This is a genomic window from Streptomyces sp. NPDC028308, from assembly GCF_055565855.1.
Genome location: NZ_JBVHTO010000008.1, coordinates 231,721 through 248,314, shown reverse-complemented (window position 1 = coordinate 248,314; position 16,594 = coordinate 231,721). Strand labels below are relative to the sequence as shown.

The window sequence follows — 16,594 nt, the reverse complement described above, 5'->3', positions numbered from 1 at the left end:
GAGCCACACCATGGTTGACCACCCGGACAAGGGACAGTGGCTCGTCGGCTGGGACCCCGAGGACCAGGACGCCTGGGAGCGATACGGCCGCAGGATCGCACGCCGCAACCTCGTCCTGTCCGTACTCTGCGAGCACATCGGCTTCTCGGTATGGACCCTGTGGTCCGTCCTCGTGCTGTTCATGTCGCCCGACATCGGGCTCGGGTTCGACCCGGGGGAGAAGTTTCTGCTGGTGGCCACGCCCACGATCGTCGGTGCCCTGCTGCGACTGCCCTACAGCTTCGCAGTCACCCGCTTCGGCGGCCGGAACTGGACCGTCTTCGCCACCGCGATCCTGCTCGTGCCGACCGTGCTCGCCCTGTACTTCGTGGGGCGGCCCGGCACCCCGCTGTGGGTGTTCCTGCTCATCGGCGCCCTGGCCGGGGTGGGCGGCGGCAACTTCGCCTCCTCCATGACGAACGTCACCGCCCTGTATCCGCAGCGCCACCAGGGCTGGGCGCTGGGCCTGAACGCGGGCGGCGGGAACCTCGGGGTGGCGGCCGTGCAACTGGTCGGACTCGCCGTCATCTCGGTGGCAGGCCGCACCCATCCCTCGTACGTCGCGGCCGTCTACCTGCCGCTGATCGTGCTCCTCGCGCTGCTCGCGGCCTGGCGGATGGACAACGTCGACGCCGTGCGGACCGTCCCCGGCGCCCAGCGCGAGGCCGCCCGAGACCGGGACACCTGGTGGATCTCCGCCCTGTACATCGGCACGTTCGGCTCGTTCATCGGCTACGGCTTCGCCTTCGGCCTGGTGCTGCAGAACGAGTTCGACGCCACCCCGCTCACCGCCGTCGGCTACACCTTCCTCGGCCCGCTGCTCGGTTCCATGGCCCGGCCGCTGGGCGGACTGCTGGCCGACCGGCTGGGCGGCGCCAAGGTGACCTTCTGGAACTTCCTCGCCATGGGCGGCGGCACCCTCGTCCTGATCGGCGCCTCCCGGGCGAACTCCCTGCCCCTGTTCGTGACCGGTTTCACCGCCCTGTTCGTCCTCAGCGGCATCGGTAACGGCTCCACCTACAAAATGATCCCCGCCATCCACGCCGGACGCGCCGAGGCGAAGATCACCGAAGGACAGGACGCAAGCGCCGCGTTCGCCCGGGCCCGCCGGCTGTCCGGGGCGGTCATCGCCATCGCCGGGGCGATCGGCGCACTCGGCGGCGCCGCCATCAACATCGCCTTCAAGCTCTCGTACTCCGACGGCTCCGGCTCCGGCACACCCGCCTTCCTCACCTTCCTCGGCTACTACATCCTGTGCATGCTGCTCATCCGGACCGTCTACCTACGCCGGCCGCCCGCGGAACCGGCCACCCCGGCCGGCGCAAGGGTGGCCAGCCGTGTCTGAAGCCCCCGACCGCACACGCGAAGTGCACACGCACTGCCCCTACTGCGCCCTGCAGTGCGGTACCCGGCTGGCCGGCGACCGCGACAGGGGCGTGACCGTGCGCCCGGCGGACTTCGACGTCAACCGTGGCCGACTGTGTCAAAAGGGCTGGACCGCGCCCGACGTGCTGTCCGCCGCCGACCGGCTGACCGAGCCTCTGATGCGCGCCGCCGACGGCCGCCTCACCCCCGTCACCTGGAACGAGGCCCTCGACACGGTCGCCGGGCGACTGCGTGAGCTGCGCACGAGGTACGGGCCCGACGCGGTCGCCGTTTTCGGCGGCGGCGCACTCACCAACGAAAAGGCCTACCTGCTGGGCAAGTTCGCCCGGCTGACGCTGGGCACGAGCCAGATCGACTACAACGGCCGGTTCTGCATGTCGTCCGCCGCCGCAGCCGGCAACGCCGCTCTCGGTGTGGACCGCGGCCTGCCCTTCCCCGTCACCGACCTCGCGACCGCCGGCACAGTGCTGCTGGCCGGCGCGAACGTCGCCGAGACCATGCCGCCCCTCATGCAGCACCTGGACCGGGCGGAACTCATCGTCATCGACCCCCGGCGCACCGCCACCGCTCAACGCGCCACGCTGCACCTCCGGCCCGCCCCGGGCACCGACCTCGCCCTCGCCCTGGGCCTGCTGCACATCGCCGTCGTCGAAGGACTCACCGACACGCAGTACATCCGGCGCCGCACCCACGGCTTCGAGGCCGCCGCACGCCGGGCGATGGCGTGGTGGCCCGAGCGCGTCGAAGCCGTCACCGGCGTCCCGGCAAGCACCCAGCGCACCGCCGTCCGGCTGCTCGCGGCGGCCGACGACGCCTACGTCCTCACCGGGCGGGGCGTCGAACAGCACCGCCAGGGCACCGACACCGCGGCCGCGTTCATCAACCTCGCGCTCGCACTCGGCCTGCCCGGCTCCGGCCACGGCGGCTACGGCTGCCTGACCGGGCAGGGCAACGGCCAAGGCGGGCGCGAGCACGGGCAAAAGAGCGACCAGCTGCCCGGTTACCGCTCCCTCACCGACCCCGCCGCACGCGCCCACGTAGCCGGTGTCTGGGGTGTGCACGCCGACGCCCTCCCCGGCCCCGGGCGCACCGCCTACGAACTCCTGGACTCGCTCGGACACGGCACGGGGCCGCGCGCTCTACTGGTCTTCGGATCGAACCCCCTGGTGTCGGCGCCGCACGCCGCGCACGTGGCGCAACGCCTGGCCTCGCTGGATCTGCTGGTGGTGGCCGACTTCGTGCCCTCCGAGACCGCCCAGACGGCCGACATCGTGCTGCCCGTCACCCAGTGGGCCGAGGAGGACGGCACCCTGACCAGCCTGGAGGGCAGAGTGCTGCGCCGCCGCGCCCTGCTGCCACCACCGCCCCACGTCCGCAGCGACCTGGAGGTCCTGCACGGCCTCGCGGTCCGGCTCGGGGAGCCCGCCCACCGCTACCCGACCGATCCGAAGGACGTGTTCGACGAACTGCGCGCGGCATCCCGGGGCGGCCGCGCCGACTACTCCGGGATCAGTTACCCGCGCCTGGACGCCGGCGAGACCCTCCACTGGCCCTGCCCCGACACCGAACCCGCGCACCCGGGCACGCCCCGGCTCTTCCTGGAGCGGTTCGCGCACCCCGACGGCAGAGCGCGGTTCGCCGATGTCGACCACCACGGCCCCGCCGAACACACCAGCACCGCGTACCCGATGCACGCCCTCACCGGCAGGGTCCTCGCCCACTACCAGTCCGGGTCCCAGACGCGTCGCGTCGCCGAACTCAACGGAGCTGTCCCCGAGCCGTTCATTTCCGTACACCCCGACACCGCCGCCCGCGCCGGCCTCGCCGACCACGGCCTCGCCCGGATCACCTCCGCCCGCGGCAGCATGACGGCCCGCGCACGGTTCGACGCGACGATGCGCCCGGACACCCTCTTCGTGCCGTTCCATTTTCCGGGCGAGGGCCGAGCCAACCTCTTCACCCACCCCGCCCTCGACCCACGCAGCGGCATGCCCGAGTTCAAGCTCAGCGCCGTACGCCTCGAAGCGCTTCCGGAGGCCACGCCATGAGCCGGATCCTCATCGTCGGAGGCGGCCCGGCAAGCCACCGCCTCGCCGGCCGGCTGTACCACCACGGCCACCAGGGCCCCGTCACAGTCCTGGGCGCCGAACCGGAACCCACCTACCACCGCCCCCTGTTGTCCTACGTCCTCACCGGCCGGGCCACTCCAGAGGAACTGCGCCTACCACCCCCACCCGGCACCGAGGTGCGCTGCAGCACGACGGTCACGCACATCGACCGCGCGCGACGCCAGGTACACGCATCCGGGATCATCCACCCATACGACGTCCTGGTCCTCGCCACCGGGGCACGCACCGCCGTACCCCGGTTCCGGGGCGCGAGCGGGCCCGGCGTGACCGTGCTGCGCACCGCGGCGGACTGCGCGCGGATCACCGGTGACCACGTGGTCGTCCTCGGCGGCGGGCCACTGGGCGTGGAGACCGCCGCCGCCCTCGCCGCCCGCGGCACAGCCACCACGCTCGTCTGCAGCACCCCCCACCCCCTGTACGAACGGCTCGGCGAGACCGCCTCCGCCCTGCTCACCCAAGCCCTGGTACACGCGGGTGTCACTGTGCGCGGCGGCCGCACCGTCACCGCTCGCGAACCCGGCCGTGTACTCCTCGACGACGGGACCCCGCTTGCCGGCACGCTCGTCCTGTGCACCGGCACGCTGCCCGACGTGGGCCTCGCCCGGGCGGCCGGACTGCGCGTGCGAACCGGAATCCTCGTCGACGACCGGCTGCGCTCGAACGACCCGCACATCCACGCCATCGGGGACTGCGCCGAGCACCAGGGCCAGACTCTGGGCGGCATCGAGGCCGCCTGGGCGCAGGCCGACAGCCTCGCCCGAATCCTCACCAGGCACGACGCGCCCCCGCACCGCAGCACGCCCACGGTGTTCCGGCTGCGTGCCGACATCGCCGAGGTGGCCTGCATAGGCACACCGGACACACGGGCCGACGGGGCGGTGCGCTGCCTCATCTACACCGACCGGAACCAGGGCCGCTACGCCAGGGTCACGCTGCGCGGCGAACACCTCGTCGCAGCCGTACTGTTCGGCCTGCCGGACGCCATCGCCTCCCTGGGCGAGTTCCACCGGCACGGCCGGCCGCTGCCCGGCGACCGGCTGAGGCTGATCCTCGGCGGGCCGCCGCAACCCGCCTCGACGGACCTCGACGCGCCCGAGGACGCCCTGGTCTGCCTGTGCAACAACGTCCAGCGCCAAGCCCTCGCCAAAGCATGGCGAGCCGGCGCCCGTACCGTCACCGCGCTCGCCACCGCCACCCGGGCCACGACCGGCTGCGGCGGCTGCGGACGCGAGGTCGCGGAGCTCTGCGCACGGTGGGCGCGACAGCCGCGGCACGAGGAGGCCCGGACCCTATGACCGCGACCCTGGTGATCGCGGGACACGGCATGATCGGGCACCGGCTCGCGGAGCGGCTGCGCACCCTGGACACCGCACGCGACTGGCACATCGTGATCTGTGCCGAGGAACCCCACCCGGCCTACGACCGCATGGCCCTGTCCGGCTACCTGACCGGCCGCAGCAGGGCCGACCTCACCCTGACCGGCCGGGACTTTCACGCCGACCCCCGCATAGAACTGCTCCTGGCGCAGCCCATCGTCCGTGCCGACCGGACCACACGCACGGTGCACACGTCAGGCGGGCACCGAATCCGCTACGACGCCCTGGTCCTGGCCACCGGCTCCCGCCCCTTCGTCCCCCCGGTCCCGGGCCGAGATCTCACGCACTGCTTCGTCTACCGCACCTTCGAGGACCTGGACGCCATCCGCCGTACGGCACGCCCCGGCAGCCGGGGCATCGTGGTCGGCGGCGGTCTCCTCGGTCTGGAGGCGGCCCATGCCCTGAGCCGGCTCGGCACACGCACCCACGTGGTGGAAACCGCACCCCATCTGATGCCCGTGCAGCTCGACCCGGCCGCCGCCGAGGTGCTTCAGTCACAGGCCCATGCACACGGCCTCCGTCTGCACTGCGGCACCGCAGTCACGCAAGTGCATGCCCGGCCCGACGGCAGCGTGGGCGCGGTCACGCTCGGGAACGGCACCACGCTGGAGGCGGACCTGGTGGTCTTCGCCGCGGGCATCCGTCCCCGCGACGAACTGGCCGGGCTGCTCGGCCTGGCCCGCGGCGAGCGCGGCGGCTTCCTCGTCGACTCCTACTGCCGAACCGCCGACCCGCGCGTCTGGGCGATCGGCGAGTGCGCCGCCGTACAGGGCCGCTGCCACGGTCTGGTCGCCCCCGGCTACGCCATGGCCGAGTCCGTTGCGGCGCAGCTCGTGGGCCGGGACGCGGATCCATTCAGCCGGACCGACGACGCAACAGCCCTCAAGCTCCTGGGCGTTCACGTTGCCACCTTCGGCACCACGAACCACCCCCAGGACCCCCGGGGGACGGTCGAGGTGACCTTCTCCGAAGGCACTGCCCGCTACGCCAAGATTTTCCTGCAGCCGGACACCGGTACGCTGCTCGGCGGCATCCTGGCGGGCGACACCCGCTCCCGCTCCCGGCTCACTTCCCTGGTCGGCCATCCGCCTCCGGCGGATCTGGAGGAGCTACTGCTGCCCTGATCCCGACGAGACGCCCCGGGCACGGTCCGGTGCCGTGAAGGCCGCCACCTCACCCTCGCGCAGGATCACGAACGCCGCACAGCTGCAACGGCAGTACTCGACGTGACCGTCCGAGGTGGCGTGCTCCGACACCAGCCGCCAGTGGGGTTGCGGCAATGTGCTGCGGCAGCCCCACGGGGCCAGCGGGCAGGTTTCGTGGGCCGCTTCCAGCGGCTTCGCGCCCGAGGGCGCCGGCCGGGTCACCGGAGGTCGCATGGCATCTTGTCGTCCTTCCGTGACTCGCTGGCAGGCGGTTGCGGTGGCGGTCGGCATGCTCACCTGCCGCTGTGCTCGGGGGTGGAGTTCTCGGTCTCCGGGGCGGCAGCCCCGTCGTCTCGCGACAGCAGCTTGGGTACGGCCGGTTCAGGCAGACTCCGGAACAGCAGCCAGCTCAGGGCGGGCATCGCGATCAGGGGCGTCAGGGCCGTGCGCAGCGTGGTGGCATCGGCAATGCTGCCGATGACAGGGCTGGTCAGGCCGCCGACACTGACCATGAGGCCGAGCGTGATGCCGCTGGCGGTTCCGACGCGGGTGGGCAGGTAGTCCTGGGCGAGGGTGACCTGCAGGGAGAAGGGGACGTAGAGGCCGATCGAGGTGAGAGCGACGAACAGGTAGACCACGGGGCCAGGTATGAAGACGACACCGATGACGGCCCCGACGGTGACGAGGTAGGAGGTGCTCACCACGGTGACCCGGTCCCAGCGGTGCGCGAGCCTGCTGCCCGCGACGGTGCCGACGGCGCCGCCGAGGTAGAGCACGAACAGCGCGGCCGTGCCCGCCGCGGTGCCGCCGCCCGTCTGCTCACGGACATGGAAGGCGACGAAGGTGCTCATGCCGACGAACACGACGGACCGGCACACCACCGCCAGCGACAGCCGCAGGAACGAGGGCCAGTCGTTCGTTCCCTCCGCAGTGCTCTTGCCGCCGGCTGCGGACGGCGTTCCCTCCAGCGCCCGCAGCACCGGCAGTGTCAGAGCGCTGCCGGCCAGAGCGGGCAGGATCAGCAGAGGGGAAAAGCGCAGTCCGCCGGTGGCGATGACGGCGCTCACCAGGACGGGAGCAGCGGCGAAGCCGACATTGCCGCCCAGGGAGAACCATCCCATGGAGCTGTGGCTGCCCTGGCTGGCCGCCCGTGCCACCCGCGCGGACTCCGGGTGGTAGGCGGCGATGCCGATGCCGGACAAGGCCACAAAGGCGAGCGTGAGCGGGTACGAACCGCCGATCCCGGACAGGGCCACCCCCAGTCCCCCCACGACGGTGCTGACCGGCAGCAGCCAGGGCAGGGCGTGCCGATCGGTGAGTGCTCCAAAGAGGGGCTGCACGACGGAGGACAGCAGGCTGGCCGCCAAGACGATGCCCGAGGCCGCCGCGTAGGTGTAGTCGCGCTCGGCGACGAAGAAGGGGACCAGAGCCGCCACCGCGCCCTGGTAGACGTCTACGCAGGCGTGTCCGACCGACAGCAGAACGATCGACTTGTTCTTTGGCATGCCGCTATCGTCGTCTGTGGCCCGCCTGTCGTGCTTCCGATAAACTGCCAATTAATGACGCAGATCCGCCACCTGCCGGTGGCACCGACCAGCGCCCGCCGACTAGCCCCGGGGGCGGGCATCGACGCCCACCGCCACGACGACCACCAGCTCGTCTACGCGGGCCGCGGCGTCCTGACCGTCACCACCGACGTCGGCTCGTGGATCGCCCCCGGCACCCGGGCGATCTGGGTACCGGCCGGCACCGTGCACTCCCACCAGGCACACGGCGAACTGGAACTGCACCTGATCGGCATCCCGGCCAAGACCCGCCCCCTGGCCGCCGACAGACCCACCGTGCTCAGCGTCGGCCCACTGTTGCGGGAACTGATCCTCGCCTGCACCGGCGACTCGGCGGACGGCACACCCGAGCACCGGCGCCTGCGTGCCGTCCTCTGCGACCAGTTGCGGATCGCCCCCCAGCGGCCCCTGCACGTACCCACACCGAGAGCACCGCAGTTGAAGGCGCTGTGCGCGATCCTGCACGCGGACCCGGCGGACAACCGCACGCTCACGGCTCTGGGCAAAGAGGTCGGCGCCGGCTCCCGCACCCTGTCCCGGCAGTTCCAAAGCGACCTCGGCATGACGTTCCCCCAGTGGCGCACCCAACTCCGCCTCTCACACGCCCTGATACTCCTCGCCGACGGTGTGCCGGTGACCACGGTCGCCCACCGGTGCGGCTGGTCCTCGGCGAGCGCGTTCATCGACGTCTTCCGACGCGCCTTCGGCTACACCCCCGGACGTGCCCAGGACGTAGCAGCGGCACCGGACCCGCCCGCGTAGTTCGGTCCGGCCGACGCCGACGCCGACGCCGACGCCGACGCCGACGCCGACGCCGACGCCGACGCCGACGCCGTCCCGGCCTTTCGCGGGTCTCGGAGAACACATCGCCCATGCCCTTACCGCCGAGGACGGCGCGGGCCCGCGCGGCCAGGGAACACGACTCCTCGAACCAATGCCGTACGGACGGCTTCTTGCCTATCGCGCGTCTGGCTATGACGATGAAGGCAGCGAGATACCGCTGGGCGGGGGCGCGTGTCAGCGCGAGAGAGCGCACTAGCCAGGGTTGATCAAAAACTGTCTCACAGTGACTTCTTCTCGACGTCATGAAGTTGCTGGACCAGGACCCGAACTTCTTCGAATCCGACGCGCAGGCAGTGCCCTCGCTCCACCACGCCTGATCGCGGGCGGCGAAGGTGGCGTTGACGAGGCGGACCAGGGCGGCGCGCAGGTTGGTGCGGTTGACGAACAGGTGCCGTACCCGGCGCAGGACAGCGCAGGACAGCCTCGCTCTCGCCATGCTTGTCGGTGACCGCGACCCGCTTGACGCCCATGTTCGCGCCCAGCGCGAACAGCACCAGGAGCAGCCGGCGCCGCAGCGCCGCCTCCGGGACCGCCTCCCTGGTGGCGACCGAGGCGAACTCCGCGACACACCCGGTCCAACGATCCGATGATCTAATCGAAACGGCCTAGCCGGCAGCGCCCCTCGGAGCACTGCGTAAGGCCCGCCGCATTAGTGCGGACTTGATCTCGGGTGAAGCGCAATGTTCCGCCTCCGTGTGGTCTAAGTGCGGCCACAACGCTTGGAGGCCTTCCGGTGCCTCGTCGTCGAGCGCGTTGTCCGGCTGGCTCCGTACCGCTTCCGCCAGTACGAGGTGCGTGTGATGACGGACCGCCTCTCGGTCGTCTGGGGCGACCTCCGCTTGGACCACGGACTGTATGGCTCGGTGCATCCGCAGTGTCTGGGCCTGCCTGTCCACCTCTAGCAGTCCACTACGGCCCGCCTCCTGGAGAACCGCCATGAATCTCAGCGGATCGGCCCGGCCGGACCGGCCCGTCCACAGCACTCCCGCCAGGCTTTCGCTGCGAACCAGCACGTCCAGCGGCAGCGGGGTCGGAGCGAGCTCGCCGCATACCTGCAGCAGCCGGGCTGCGGCTGGAGACACCTCACGAAGACCGGCGAGGGCGACTCGGCAACAGGCCGTGATCGGCGACGCCGGCAGGGCTCCGGCTCGAGCCAGCTCACGCAGGTAAGTCGCCGCGGACGTCTCCGTCTCGCTCAACCAGGTTGCGGCCTGGGCCACGGCGAGCGGAAGGTCCCCGACCGCCGAGGCCACCCGGTCCGCGTCGGGCTCCCTCAAGCCGGAGACCCGTCCGCGCAGCAGCTCAACGCTCTCCTCCCGGCTGAAGGCGCCGAGCTGAACGGTCTCCATGCCCTCTGCCCAAACCGCAGAGCGTGAGGTGATCAATACTCGGCCGGAGCCGGACGGCACCAGGCCGGCCAACTCGCCGGGACCGCCCGCGTCGTCGAACACCAGCAGCCACCTGCCGTGCGGACGGTCGGCGGCGAGCGCCTCCACCACCCGGGCGCAGGCCGCCTCAACTCCGTCCAGCAGCGTGCCGGGCCACAGCGCCTCCGCGAGCCGGGCGAGCGACGCCGTCGCCGCGTGCGCCGTGCCGGCCGGTATCCACCAGACGAGGTTGTAGTCGGCACGGAACCTGTGTGCATATTCGACCGCGAGCCGCCGCCGTCCCACACCAGGGAGCCCGCCGTCCGGGAGCACCACCACTGACCTGCTGACCGCGAGGCTGTCATGCAGTCGGTCGAGCACCAGGTCACGGCCCACGAAAGCGGTGTCCCGGCCAGGCACCCGCCACACCACCGGCTGACGCGCCGGGAAACTCGGACGGGCAGGATCGAGCACCCCGTCCCACGGGGCTGGCTGATCGAGGGCCTGGAGCACTGCCGCTGCGGCACCGGCCTCGTCCAGCCCGGTCAGGTCAACCGGCACGAGACCGGCCAGTCGCGGTGGCAGCGCCACCGGCTCGACCATGACGGGCACCACCCGGGCGGCTTCGCCCGGCGCGCCGTCCGAACCGTTCGAGACAGCCAGCATCGTGCGGGTACGCGGCGAGCCCTGGAAATTGGGGGAGACCACGACGACGACTGGAGTTCCGGAAAGGGCGCCGGAATCCGGCGGCAGCACCTGGAAGCCCGCGCCGCGCAGCGCCCAGCCGATCCACTCCGCCCACAACCGGTCTGCGGGAGCGTGCGCCAGCACGACGGGCACCGCCCGCGCCGGGACGGGAAGGGTGAAGGAAGCCAGATGCCGCTTTCGCAAACTTTCGTCGAGCACCGGCAACCGGTCGACCAGACCGTCCGTGATCGCCGATGTAAGCCGCTCGTAGGCGGTGAGGAGGCTGCTCGGTTCGCCCGAGACGTCACCGAAGACGGCAAGGATCTCCTCGCACCCGTACTTCGGCTGGTCGGGGATCGCGACTTCCGCCCAGTACCGGTCGGCGGCCGCGCTCGACAGACCCGACGGCAGGCCCTCGAAGGAGTTCCTGGCCCGCTGCAGTCCGGCCGCGAGCCTCGACATGTCGGGCCCGCCCACCCGCATGGGCACCGGCAGGATCCGGATCTCCCAACCCGGGGAGTTGTGACCGATGTACCGGGCCGTCCTGGCCGCTCCCTCGATGCTCTGGACGTTCAGGGTGAAGCAGCTGACCAGCACGTCGGGCAGATCCACGGTGCAGATCTCGACGGCGTTGCTCAGCCCGGTACGGCTGTCGATCAGCACGTAGTCGTAGTTGCGCCGCATGTCCTCGCGCAACGCGCTGAGAAACGGGCCGCCGACGTAGTCCCAGGAGAGAGAGGCCAGCGTGCCGAGATATTCCGCGTTCTGTCGGCCGGCTGACAGAAAGTCCAGGGAACCGCCGCCCGGGAAGGCCCACTCGACTGACAGGGCGTGCGGGCGCACCCGCGCGGTTTGGGCGTACAGGTCCCTGCCCCTCGGCCCGCGGCCCCTGGCCAGTACGGCGTGATCGGCGAAGAGGTCGACGATTCCGGTCGTGGAGCCCAGCGCGGCGGTAGGCAGGAACGGGCGGAAGTAGTGGTGCAGGCCCGGGGCTTCAAGATCCCAGTCGCAGGCCAGCACCCGATGGCCGTTGGAAGCCAGGATCCACGCGATGTTCGCGACGGCCATGGTGCGGCCCACTCCACCCTTGTACGAGTAGAAGGTGACGATGCGTCCCTCACGCCCTCCAGTCACCGTGCGCCTCCTGCTCATGCCGCGTCCCAGCCGCAAGTTCGGGACCATCGGCGTATAAGGAGGGCCGTCCCGGTGGCCCGGCCGGCGGGTAGGACGGGGCATGCGTCGCGAACTGCGCGCTCATCGCCTTCGCGAGCTTCGGGAAAACCTCGCTAAACATCTCCGCCGTCGCCACCCCCGTGACCGCAACCCGGGAGACGGCGCGGCAACGCCTGCTCATGAGCGGAGCCACGGTCTCCAGGTCAGGTGGGCCGGGATGCTCCTGGTCCCGTACACCGGGCTGAGGGGCGCTCCCGGGGACCATGACCCCGACCCATGGGGGGACACTGGAGTCCAGGGCTGACAGACGTTCACGCCGCTCCGGTTCAAGCAGCGCCCCCGGGTCCACGAGCAGCAACGCGGGTCCGGAAAGGGCCCCACCGGTCAGCAGATCCTCCGGCGACACGTCGTCAAACGACAGGACGGTCGCCCGGTAGTCGAGGTTCCGGGCCAGGTAGGCGGCCAACTCGGCGAGCGGCCGTGCGTGCTCGTACGGATTCCAGTCCGGCACCGCGGACTTGCCACCACCCCGGTCATCGTCATCGACTGCGCCCTCTCCCGGAGAGGAGACGATGACGATCTTCAGCGTCTGCTCCGCGCCGGACGCGCCGAAGGCGCTGGGCAACGAGTCGAACGACGGGCTGTGCCCAGGAGCCAGTGTCGTCTCCTCTGCGACCTGCACGATCCGCTTCGCCAGCAGGTAGACAGCCCTCTCGTACTCGTCTCGGAGGTACTTCAACTTTATGAGCCCGTAGAAGCCCTCCTCGGCGTAGGCGGCTCCGAAACCACTGTGGTTGAACTGCAGCGCGGCCGCGGTGAAGGGCAACTGAGCCGGGTGCACCGGAACCCACAGAGCAGGCACGATCGGAGCCACCTCGCCGAACGAGCGGGCCGTTTGCAGTGCCATGCGCTGGGAGAAGGCGTACCACTCCCTGCCGCACATGTCGCTTCTGAAGTAGCGGGGGGAGTACAAGGGGACGAACACCCGGCAGGTCGCCAACGCCTCCGTAAGCCGTTCGTGCCAGCCCTCCCCGACGGTCGTGGTCCGGTCTATGAAACCCACCGGGGAACCCGCAGGCTCGGCCGTCAACTGGAGAATGTGATCACACAGATCGCGGAAGAGCCGCCACACCCACATGTCCGGATCCATGTCGCCTTGGCTACCGCGCTTCGGCGTGTGGGCGTAACTAAGGAAGAAATAGGGCGCCCTGCTGTAACCGCACGGATCGTCCATCGGTGACGCCCCCTCGTCTCGGCGACCGGCCCGGGTCACAGGCTTCGCAGAAACATGCCGAGTTCCAGCATGTCTACTTTGTCATAGTCCCCCGGATGTACCACGACCGTGAGGGACTTACAGACGACACTCTCCCGCGACCTGGTCACAAACGACAGCAGGATGAGTTTCAGCAGCGCCTTGTGGTCCATGCTGTCGATGCGGGCCAGGCCCGCCCCGATGACCGGCATGGCGACCGCTTCCCGCTGCCCGTGTAGATGAACGGCGGTCCACAGCCGCCAGAGGGTGTGCCAGAGCTGGTCCGCCCCGGAGGAGATGACCAGGTCGGCACCCATCCGCCCGTATGCGGCGCAGAAGAACCGCCGGCCCTGCCCATCCAGCACGGCGACGGTCCCAACGGGATAGCGCACCAGCTTGCCCGCTCGCTTCGCCGACCGCTCCTCCAATCCCACCGGGCCCACCTCGCGGAGCGCCGTGGCGAGGTCGCCGTCCAGGCGTGCGAGGTCCCCGGCGTAGACACGGTGCAGGAACTGCCCCTGGACGCTGCGCCGGACGATCAGCCGCTCGTCACTCGTATCGGTGTCGAATACGTCGTTGAACCCAACGACCAGATGAGACTCGCGGTCAAAGAGATCGCCGACCTGCACAGTCACTGTAAAGCCCGGACCGGTGAACTCGCGGCTGACGGTGGACCGCGGCCAGGACCGCAGCACACCGCCGATTGTGGCCAGTACGACGATACCCAGCAACGCCGGCCAGCGCGGCAGGGAACTGTCCGGCCAGAACGCCAGGTACAGCTGGGTGGCACCGGACACCAAACCGAATTGCACAGCGCATTCGCGAGCCAGCAAACGCAGACCCTGCGGCGTGTGGAGGAGTACGCGCAGGCTATAGCCGATCACCGTTCCCTCTGCCGTTGCTGTCGCTCCCTGTCCAGGGGCGAGAGCTCTGACTCCCCGCCGGACGCCGCCTCCTCGACGCCATCGACGGGCGTCAGGCTCACATCGTCGAACAGGCCCTTAAATGGCGTCCGCCGGGGGTTGTCCGGACTCAACGCCCGCACTGCCCGTTCCAGATCGGTGATCCTGTTCACCTGCTCCCTGATCAGGATCAACAAATCGTCCAGGATCTCCTCTGCGGGCCGCGGCGGTGACACCTCGGACTCTTTCCCGGCCACGGGGCGCGCGGCGATCTCCTGCAGACCCGCCTGCATCCTGGGCCAGATCAACTCGAAGAGCTCGTTGATGGCGACCTCGTCCGCCGCCGGCTCGCACCTGGCGTTAATCGCCTTGACCATGGCCAGCACATCGCTCTCCGACTCCGCTACCACGGCCTGGAACTGCTGCAACGGGCTGTCGACCAGATCTCGCAGTGTCGTGGCTCCGAACAGGAACGGGATCACCTTGCCCTCCGAGACCTGGCGCGACAGCGCCCCGGACTCGAAGTTGATCCAGGGCGCGTCGCGGTTGGACCGATTGACGCAGACGATCCCGAACGAGCAGCCCTCCAGCTGTTCGGCGATCCGCTGAAGACCACGGTCTCCCTTCCTGATGTCCTCGGAGGAGACGAACGGCTTGATCGCCGCGTTAAAACGCGGCAGCCATCTGTGGAGCAGCTTGGCGCACTCTTTGGCGGGCTCACCCGACCAGCTCAGAAAGATCTTCAGCACGTCTGCCCCCCGGCCCCGCCCGCCTCATCCGCCCCCAAGGGCTACCCGCACCGTGCGCCAGCTACTCGGGCTCCCCGGGGGCGCGTGAGTACTCGCACAGTCTCCGCAACCACACCGACAAGCAGGTGACGCAGCCGTCCGACTACGGGCTCCTCTGCCGACCCGACAGACGAACTGCGCTACGACGACACCAGCGTCCGGCGGATCACCTCGACACGTACGCCGCAGTTGTCGACTGGAGCGACTGCAGCCAGGTCAATCGGGCCCTGCTCCACGACGCGGATGCCATCGCCCTCGTGACTGGTGACGGAAAGCCAGCCTAGGCGGTGTCTGACAAATGATCACTGCTCGCGGAGCCAGAGGATGAGCGATGCGAGTCGGAAGCCAGCCAGGTCAGGGCGTCACTGCGGCTTCCCGGCCCCCATAGGTACTCCGTGGGGCGGTTGGCGCGGGAGGAGTACGCCTTGTCGCTTCCCGGAGCTCGCTCCGGACGGCCCCACCGGTACTTGGATCGCAGGCCTCATCCGCGACGCCCGGAGTCTCCTGGTCCGCTGGTAGCGGCTGACGGTGGTGGTCCGCGCCGCCGCCGGAGAGTCAACCTCCGGCCGGCAATTCCGTTGTACGGGCCAACGTTGTGGGAGATCATGCGCGTTTGTGACCTCGCGAGCAGATGAACCTCTTCACGACGTGGCCCCGCCCGCCCCCGCCGTGGCCGATACCCCCTCCACCCCGGTGCACCGGGACGGCAACGTCCTGCGCTGGCTGATCGCCTACACCTTCTCCGTAGTCGGCGACGCCGCCTACTTCGTGGCGCTGGGCTGGGCCGCACAGAAGGTGGCCGGACCGGCCCAGGTCGGCCTGGTGATGGCGGTCGGCGCGATACCCCGGGCGATCCTCATGCTCGGCGGCGGGGTGATCGCCGACCGGTTCGGCCCGCGCAGGGTGGTGATCTCCTCTGACGCGGTCCGCGCCGTGGTGATCCTCTCGGCCGCCGCAGCGCTCGCGTTCAGCACCCCCGGCCTCTGGTTGCTCGTCGCGCTCGCCCTCGTCTTCGGCGTCGTGGACGCCCTGTTCATGCCGGCAGTCGGAGCCATGCCGCCCCGGCTCACCGGCCGCGACCAGCTGATGAGGCTGCAGAGCCTGCGCAATCTGGTGCAGCGGTCCGGCCACATCGCCGGCCCGCCGCTCACCGGATTCTCGATGGGGCTTGGCGGCCCCGCCGCCGCGTTCGCCGTGACCGGCGCACTCTTCACCCTCTCGCTGTTCCTCCTGGTCGCGGTCCGGCTCGCCCCGCTGCCGCCCGCGGAACAGCCCGCCCCAGACTCCACCGTCCGCCGCGACCTGCTCGACGGCATCGCCTACCTTCGCCACGAGCCCGTCGTCGGCCCACTCGTCCTCTCCGGACTGCTCTCCATGATCGGCTGCATCCCGCCCATGGCGATCGGCGTCATCATGCTCGCCGAGGAACGCGGCTGGGGACCCTCCGGCGGTGCCTGGGTGAACGCCGCCCTCAGCGCCGGCGTCTGCTCGACCTCGTTCCTGCTCGTCGTGCGCGGCCGCTTCCCCCGGGCCGGCCACTGGCACAACATCACCCTGCTCGTCGCCTCCGCCGGCATCGGCCTGATCGGCGTCATGCCGAACCTCGCCCTCGCAGTCGCCGTGGCGCTCGTCTCCGGCCTGGTCTCCGGCCTCTGCGGCGGTCTGGCTCTTGCCCTGATGCAGGCCAACACCGCCCTCGCCTTCCAGGGCCGGGTCGCCTCCGTCCAGGCGCTCAGCGCGGTCGGCATCACCCCGGTGATGTTCCCGCTCTTCGGCCTCCTGGTGGAAGGGTGGGGCGCCGGCCCCACCTTCCTCCTCTTCGGCTGCATCAGCATGCTCGGCGCCACGGTCTCCACCGCCTCCCACGCCGTCCGCCACGCCGACCTGGACTTCACGAAGACCGCAGGCTGACTCCCGCCCCCCGGCCGGGGGCCGCTAACTG

General features: G+C 70.5%; 12 protein-coding genes and 1 pseudogene. 6 read left to right on the top strand and 7 right to left on the bottom strand.

The window, feature by feature from the left end; all coding sequences use genetic code 11:
* Positions 1 to 10 precede the first annotated feature (10 nt).
* The 4 genes from ACZ4VA_RS20025 to ACZ4VA_RS20010 are packed head-to-tail and all read left to right on the top strand — an operon-like array spanning position 11 to position 6,054.
* On the top strand, positions 11 to 1,384 hold the full coding sequence (locus ACZ4VA_RS20025; protein ID WP_356170379.1) for a nitrate/nitrite transporter: 1,374 nt from the start codon (positions 11 to 13) through the stop codon (positions 1,382 to 1,384).
* Entirely contained in the window at positions 1,377 to 3,473 is a 2,097-nt protein-coding gene (locus tag ACZ4VA_RS20020) for a molybdopterin oxidoreductase family protein (protein ID WP_389391476.1), read from the top strand. Before ACZ4VA_RS20025 ends, ACZ4VA_RS20020 begins: the two co-directional genes overlap by 8 nt.
* The gene (locus ACZ4VA_RS20015) at positions 3,470 to 4,849 is read left to right on the top strand and encodes an NAD(P)/FAD-dependent oxidoreductase (protein ID WP_452924185.1); all 1,380 of its coding nucleotides are present in this window, start codon (positions 3,470 to 3,472) and stop codon (positions 4,847 to 4,849) included. The genes ACZ4VA_RS20020 and ACZ4VA_RS20015 overlap by 4 nt, the downstream gene beginning before the upstream one ends.
* Entirely contained in the window at positions 4,846 to 6,054 is a 1,209-nt protein-coding gene (locus ACZ4VA_RS20010) for an NAD(P)/FAD-dependent oxidoreductase (protein WP_355793473.1), read from the top strand. Before ACZ4VA_RS20015 ends, ACZ4VA_RS20010 begins: the two co-directional genes overlap by 4 nt.
* A gap of 314 nt (positions 6,055 to 6,368) precedes the next feature.
* On the opposite strand, the gene ACZ4VA_RS20005 is transcribed toward ACZ4VA_RS20010, so the two are convergent.
* Complete coding sequence (locus ACZ4VA_RS20005; protein ID WP_356170390.1) at positions 6,369 to 7,580, bottom strand: MFS transporter; 1,212 nt, start codon at positions 7,578 to 7,580, stop codon at positions 6,369 to 6,371.
* A 54-nt stretch (positions 7,581 to 7,634) separates the two neighbouring features.
* On the opposite strand from ACZ4VA_RS20005, the gene ACZ4VA_RS20000 reads away from it, so the two are divergent.
* Positions 7,635 to 8,402, top strand: coding sequence for an AraC family transcriptional regulator (locus ACZ4VA_RS20000; protein WP_356170393.1), 768 nt, complete (start codon positions 7,635 to 7,637; stop codon positions 8,400 to 8,402).
* Here the strand turns inward: ACZ4VA_RS20000 and ACZ4VA_RS19995 are convergent.
* The 6 genes and pseudogenes from ACZ4VA_RS19995 to ACZ4VA_RS19970 form a co-directional block, all read right to left on the bottom strand.
* Positions 8,320 to 8,919 (bottom strand): Tn3 family transposase, encoded by a 600-nt coding sequence (locus ACZ4VA_RS19995; protein ID WP_468082278.1) that lies wholly within the window; start codon positions 8,917 to 8,919, stop codon positions 8,320 to 8,322. The genes ACZ4VA_RS20000 and ACZ4VA_RS19995 overlap by 83 nt on opposite strands.
* A gap of 88 nt (positions 8,920 to 9,007) precedes the next feature.
* A pseudogene (locus ACZ4VA_RS19990) lies at positions 9,008 to 9,079 on the bottom strand (hypothetical protein); the annotation flags it as partial.
* Positions 9,080 to 9,088: 9 nt separating this feature from the next.
* The gene (fxsT, locus tag ACZ4VA_RS19985; RefSeq protein ID WP_468082277.1) at positions 9,089 to 11,689 is read right to left on the bottom strand and encodes an FxSxx-COOH system tetratricopeptide repeat protein; all 2,601 of its coding nucleotides are present in this window, start codon (positions 11,687 to 11,689) and stop codon (positions 9,089 to 9,091) included.
* On the bottom strand, positions 11,655 to 12,944 hold the full coding sequence (locus tag ACZ4VA_RS19980; protein ID WP_356170402.1) for a TIR-like protein FxsC: 1,290 nt from the start codon (positions 12,942 to 12,944) through the stop codon (positions 11,655 to 11,657). Before ACZ4VA_RS19980 ends, fxsT begins: the two co-directional genes overlap by 35 nt.
* Before the next feature lie 35 nt (positions 12,945 to 12,979).
* Positions 12,980 to 13,846 carry a macro domain-containing protein gene (locus ACZ4VA_RS19975; protein ID WP_355791382.1) on the bottom strand — a complete coding sequence of 289 codons (867 nt, stop codon included), beginning with the start codon at positions 13,844 to 13,846 and terminating at the stop codon, positions 12,980 to 12,982.
* Positions 13,843 to 14,613: a TIR domain-containing protein gene (locus tag ACZ4VA_RS19970; protein ID WP_355791385.1), complete on the bottom strand. Its 771-nt coding sequence runs from the start codon at positions 14,611 to 14,613 to the stop codon at positions 13,843 to 13,845. Before ACZ4VA_RS19970 ends, ACZ4VA_RS19975 begins: the two co-directional genes overlap by 4 nt.
* Positions 14,614 to 15,321: 708 nt before the next feature.
* Here ACZ4VA_RS19970 and ACZ4VA_RS19965 point away from each other — a divergent pair.
* On the top strand, positions 15,322 to 16,563 hold the full coding sequence (locus ACZ4VA_RS19965) for an MFS transporter (protein ID WP_356170407.1): 1,242 nt from the start codon (positions 15,322 to 15,324) through the stop codon (positions 16,561 to 16,563).
* Positions 16,564 to 16,594: the final 31 nt, after the last annotated feature.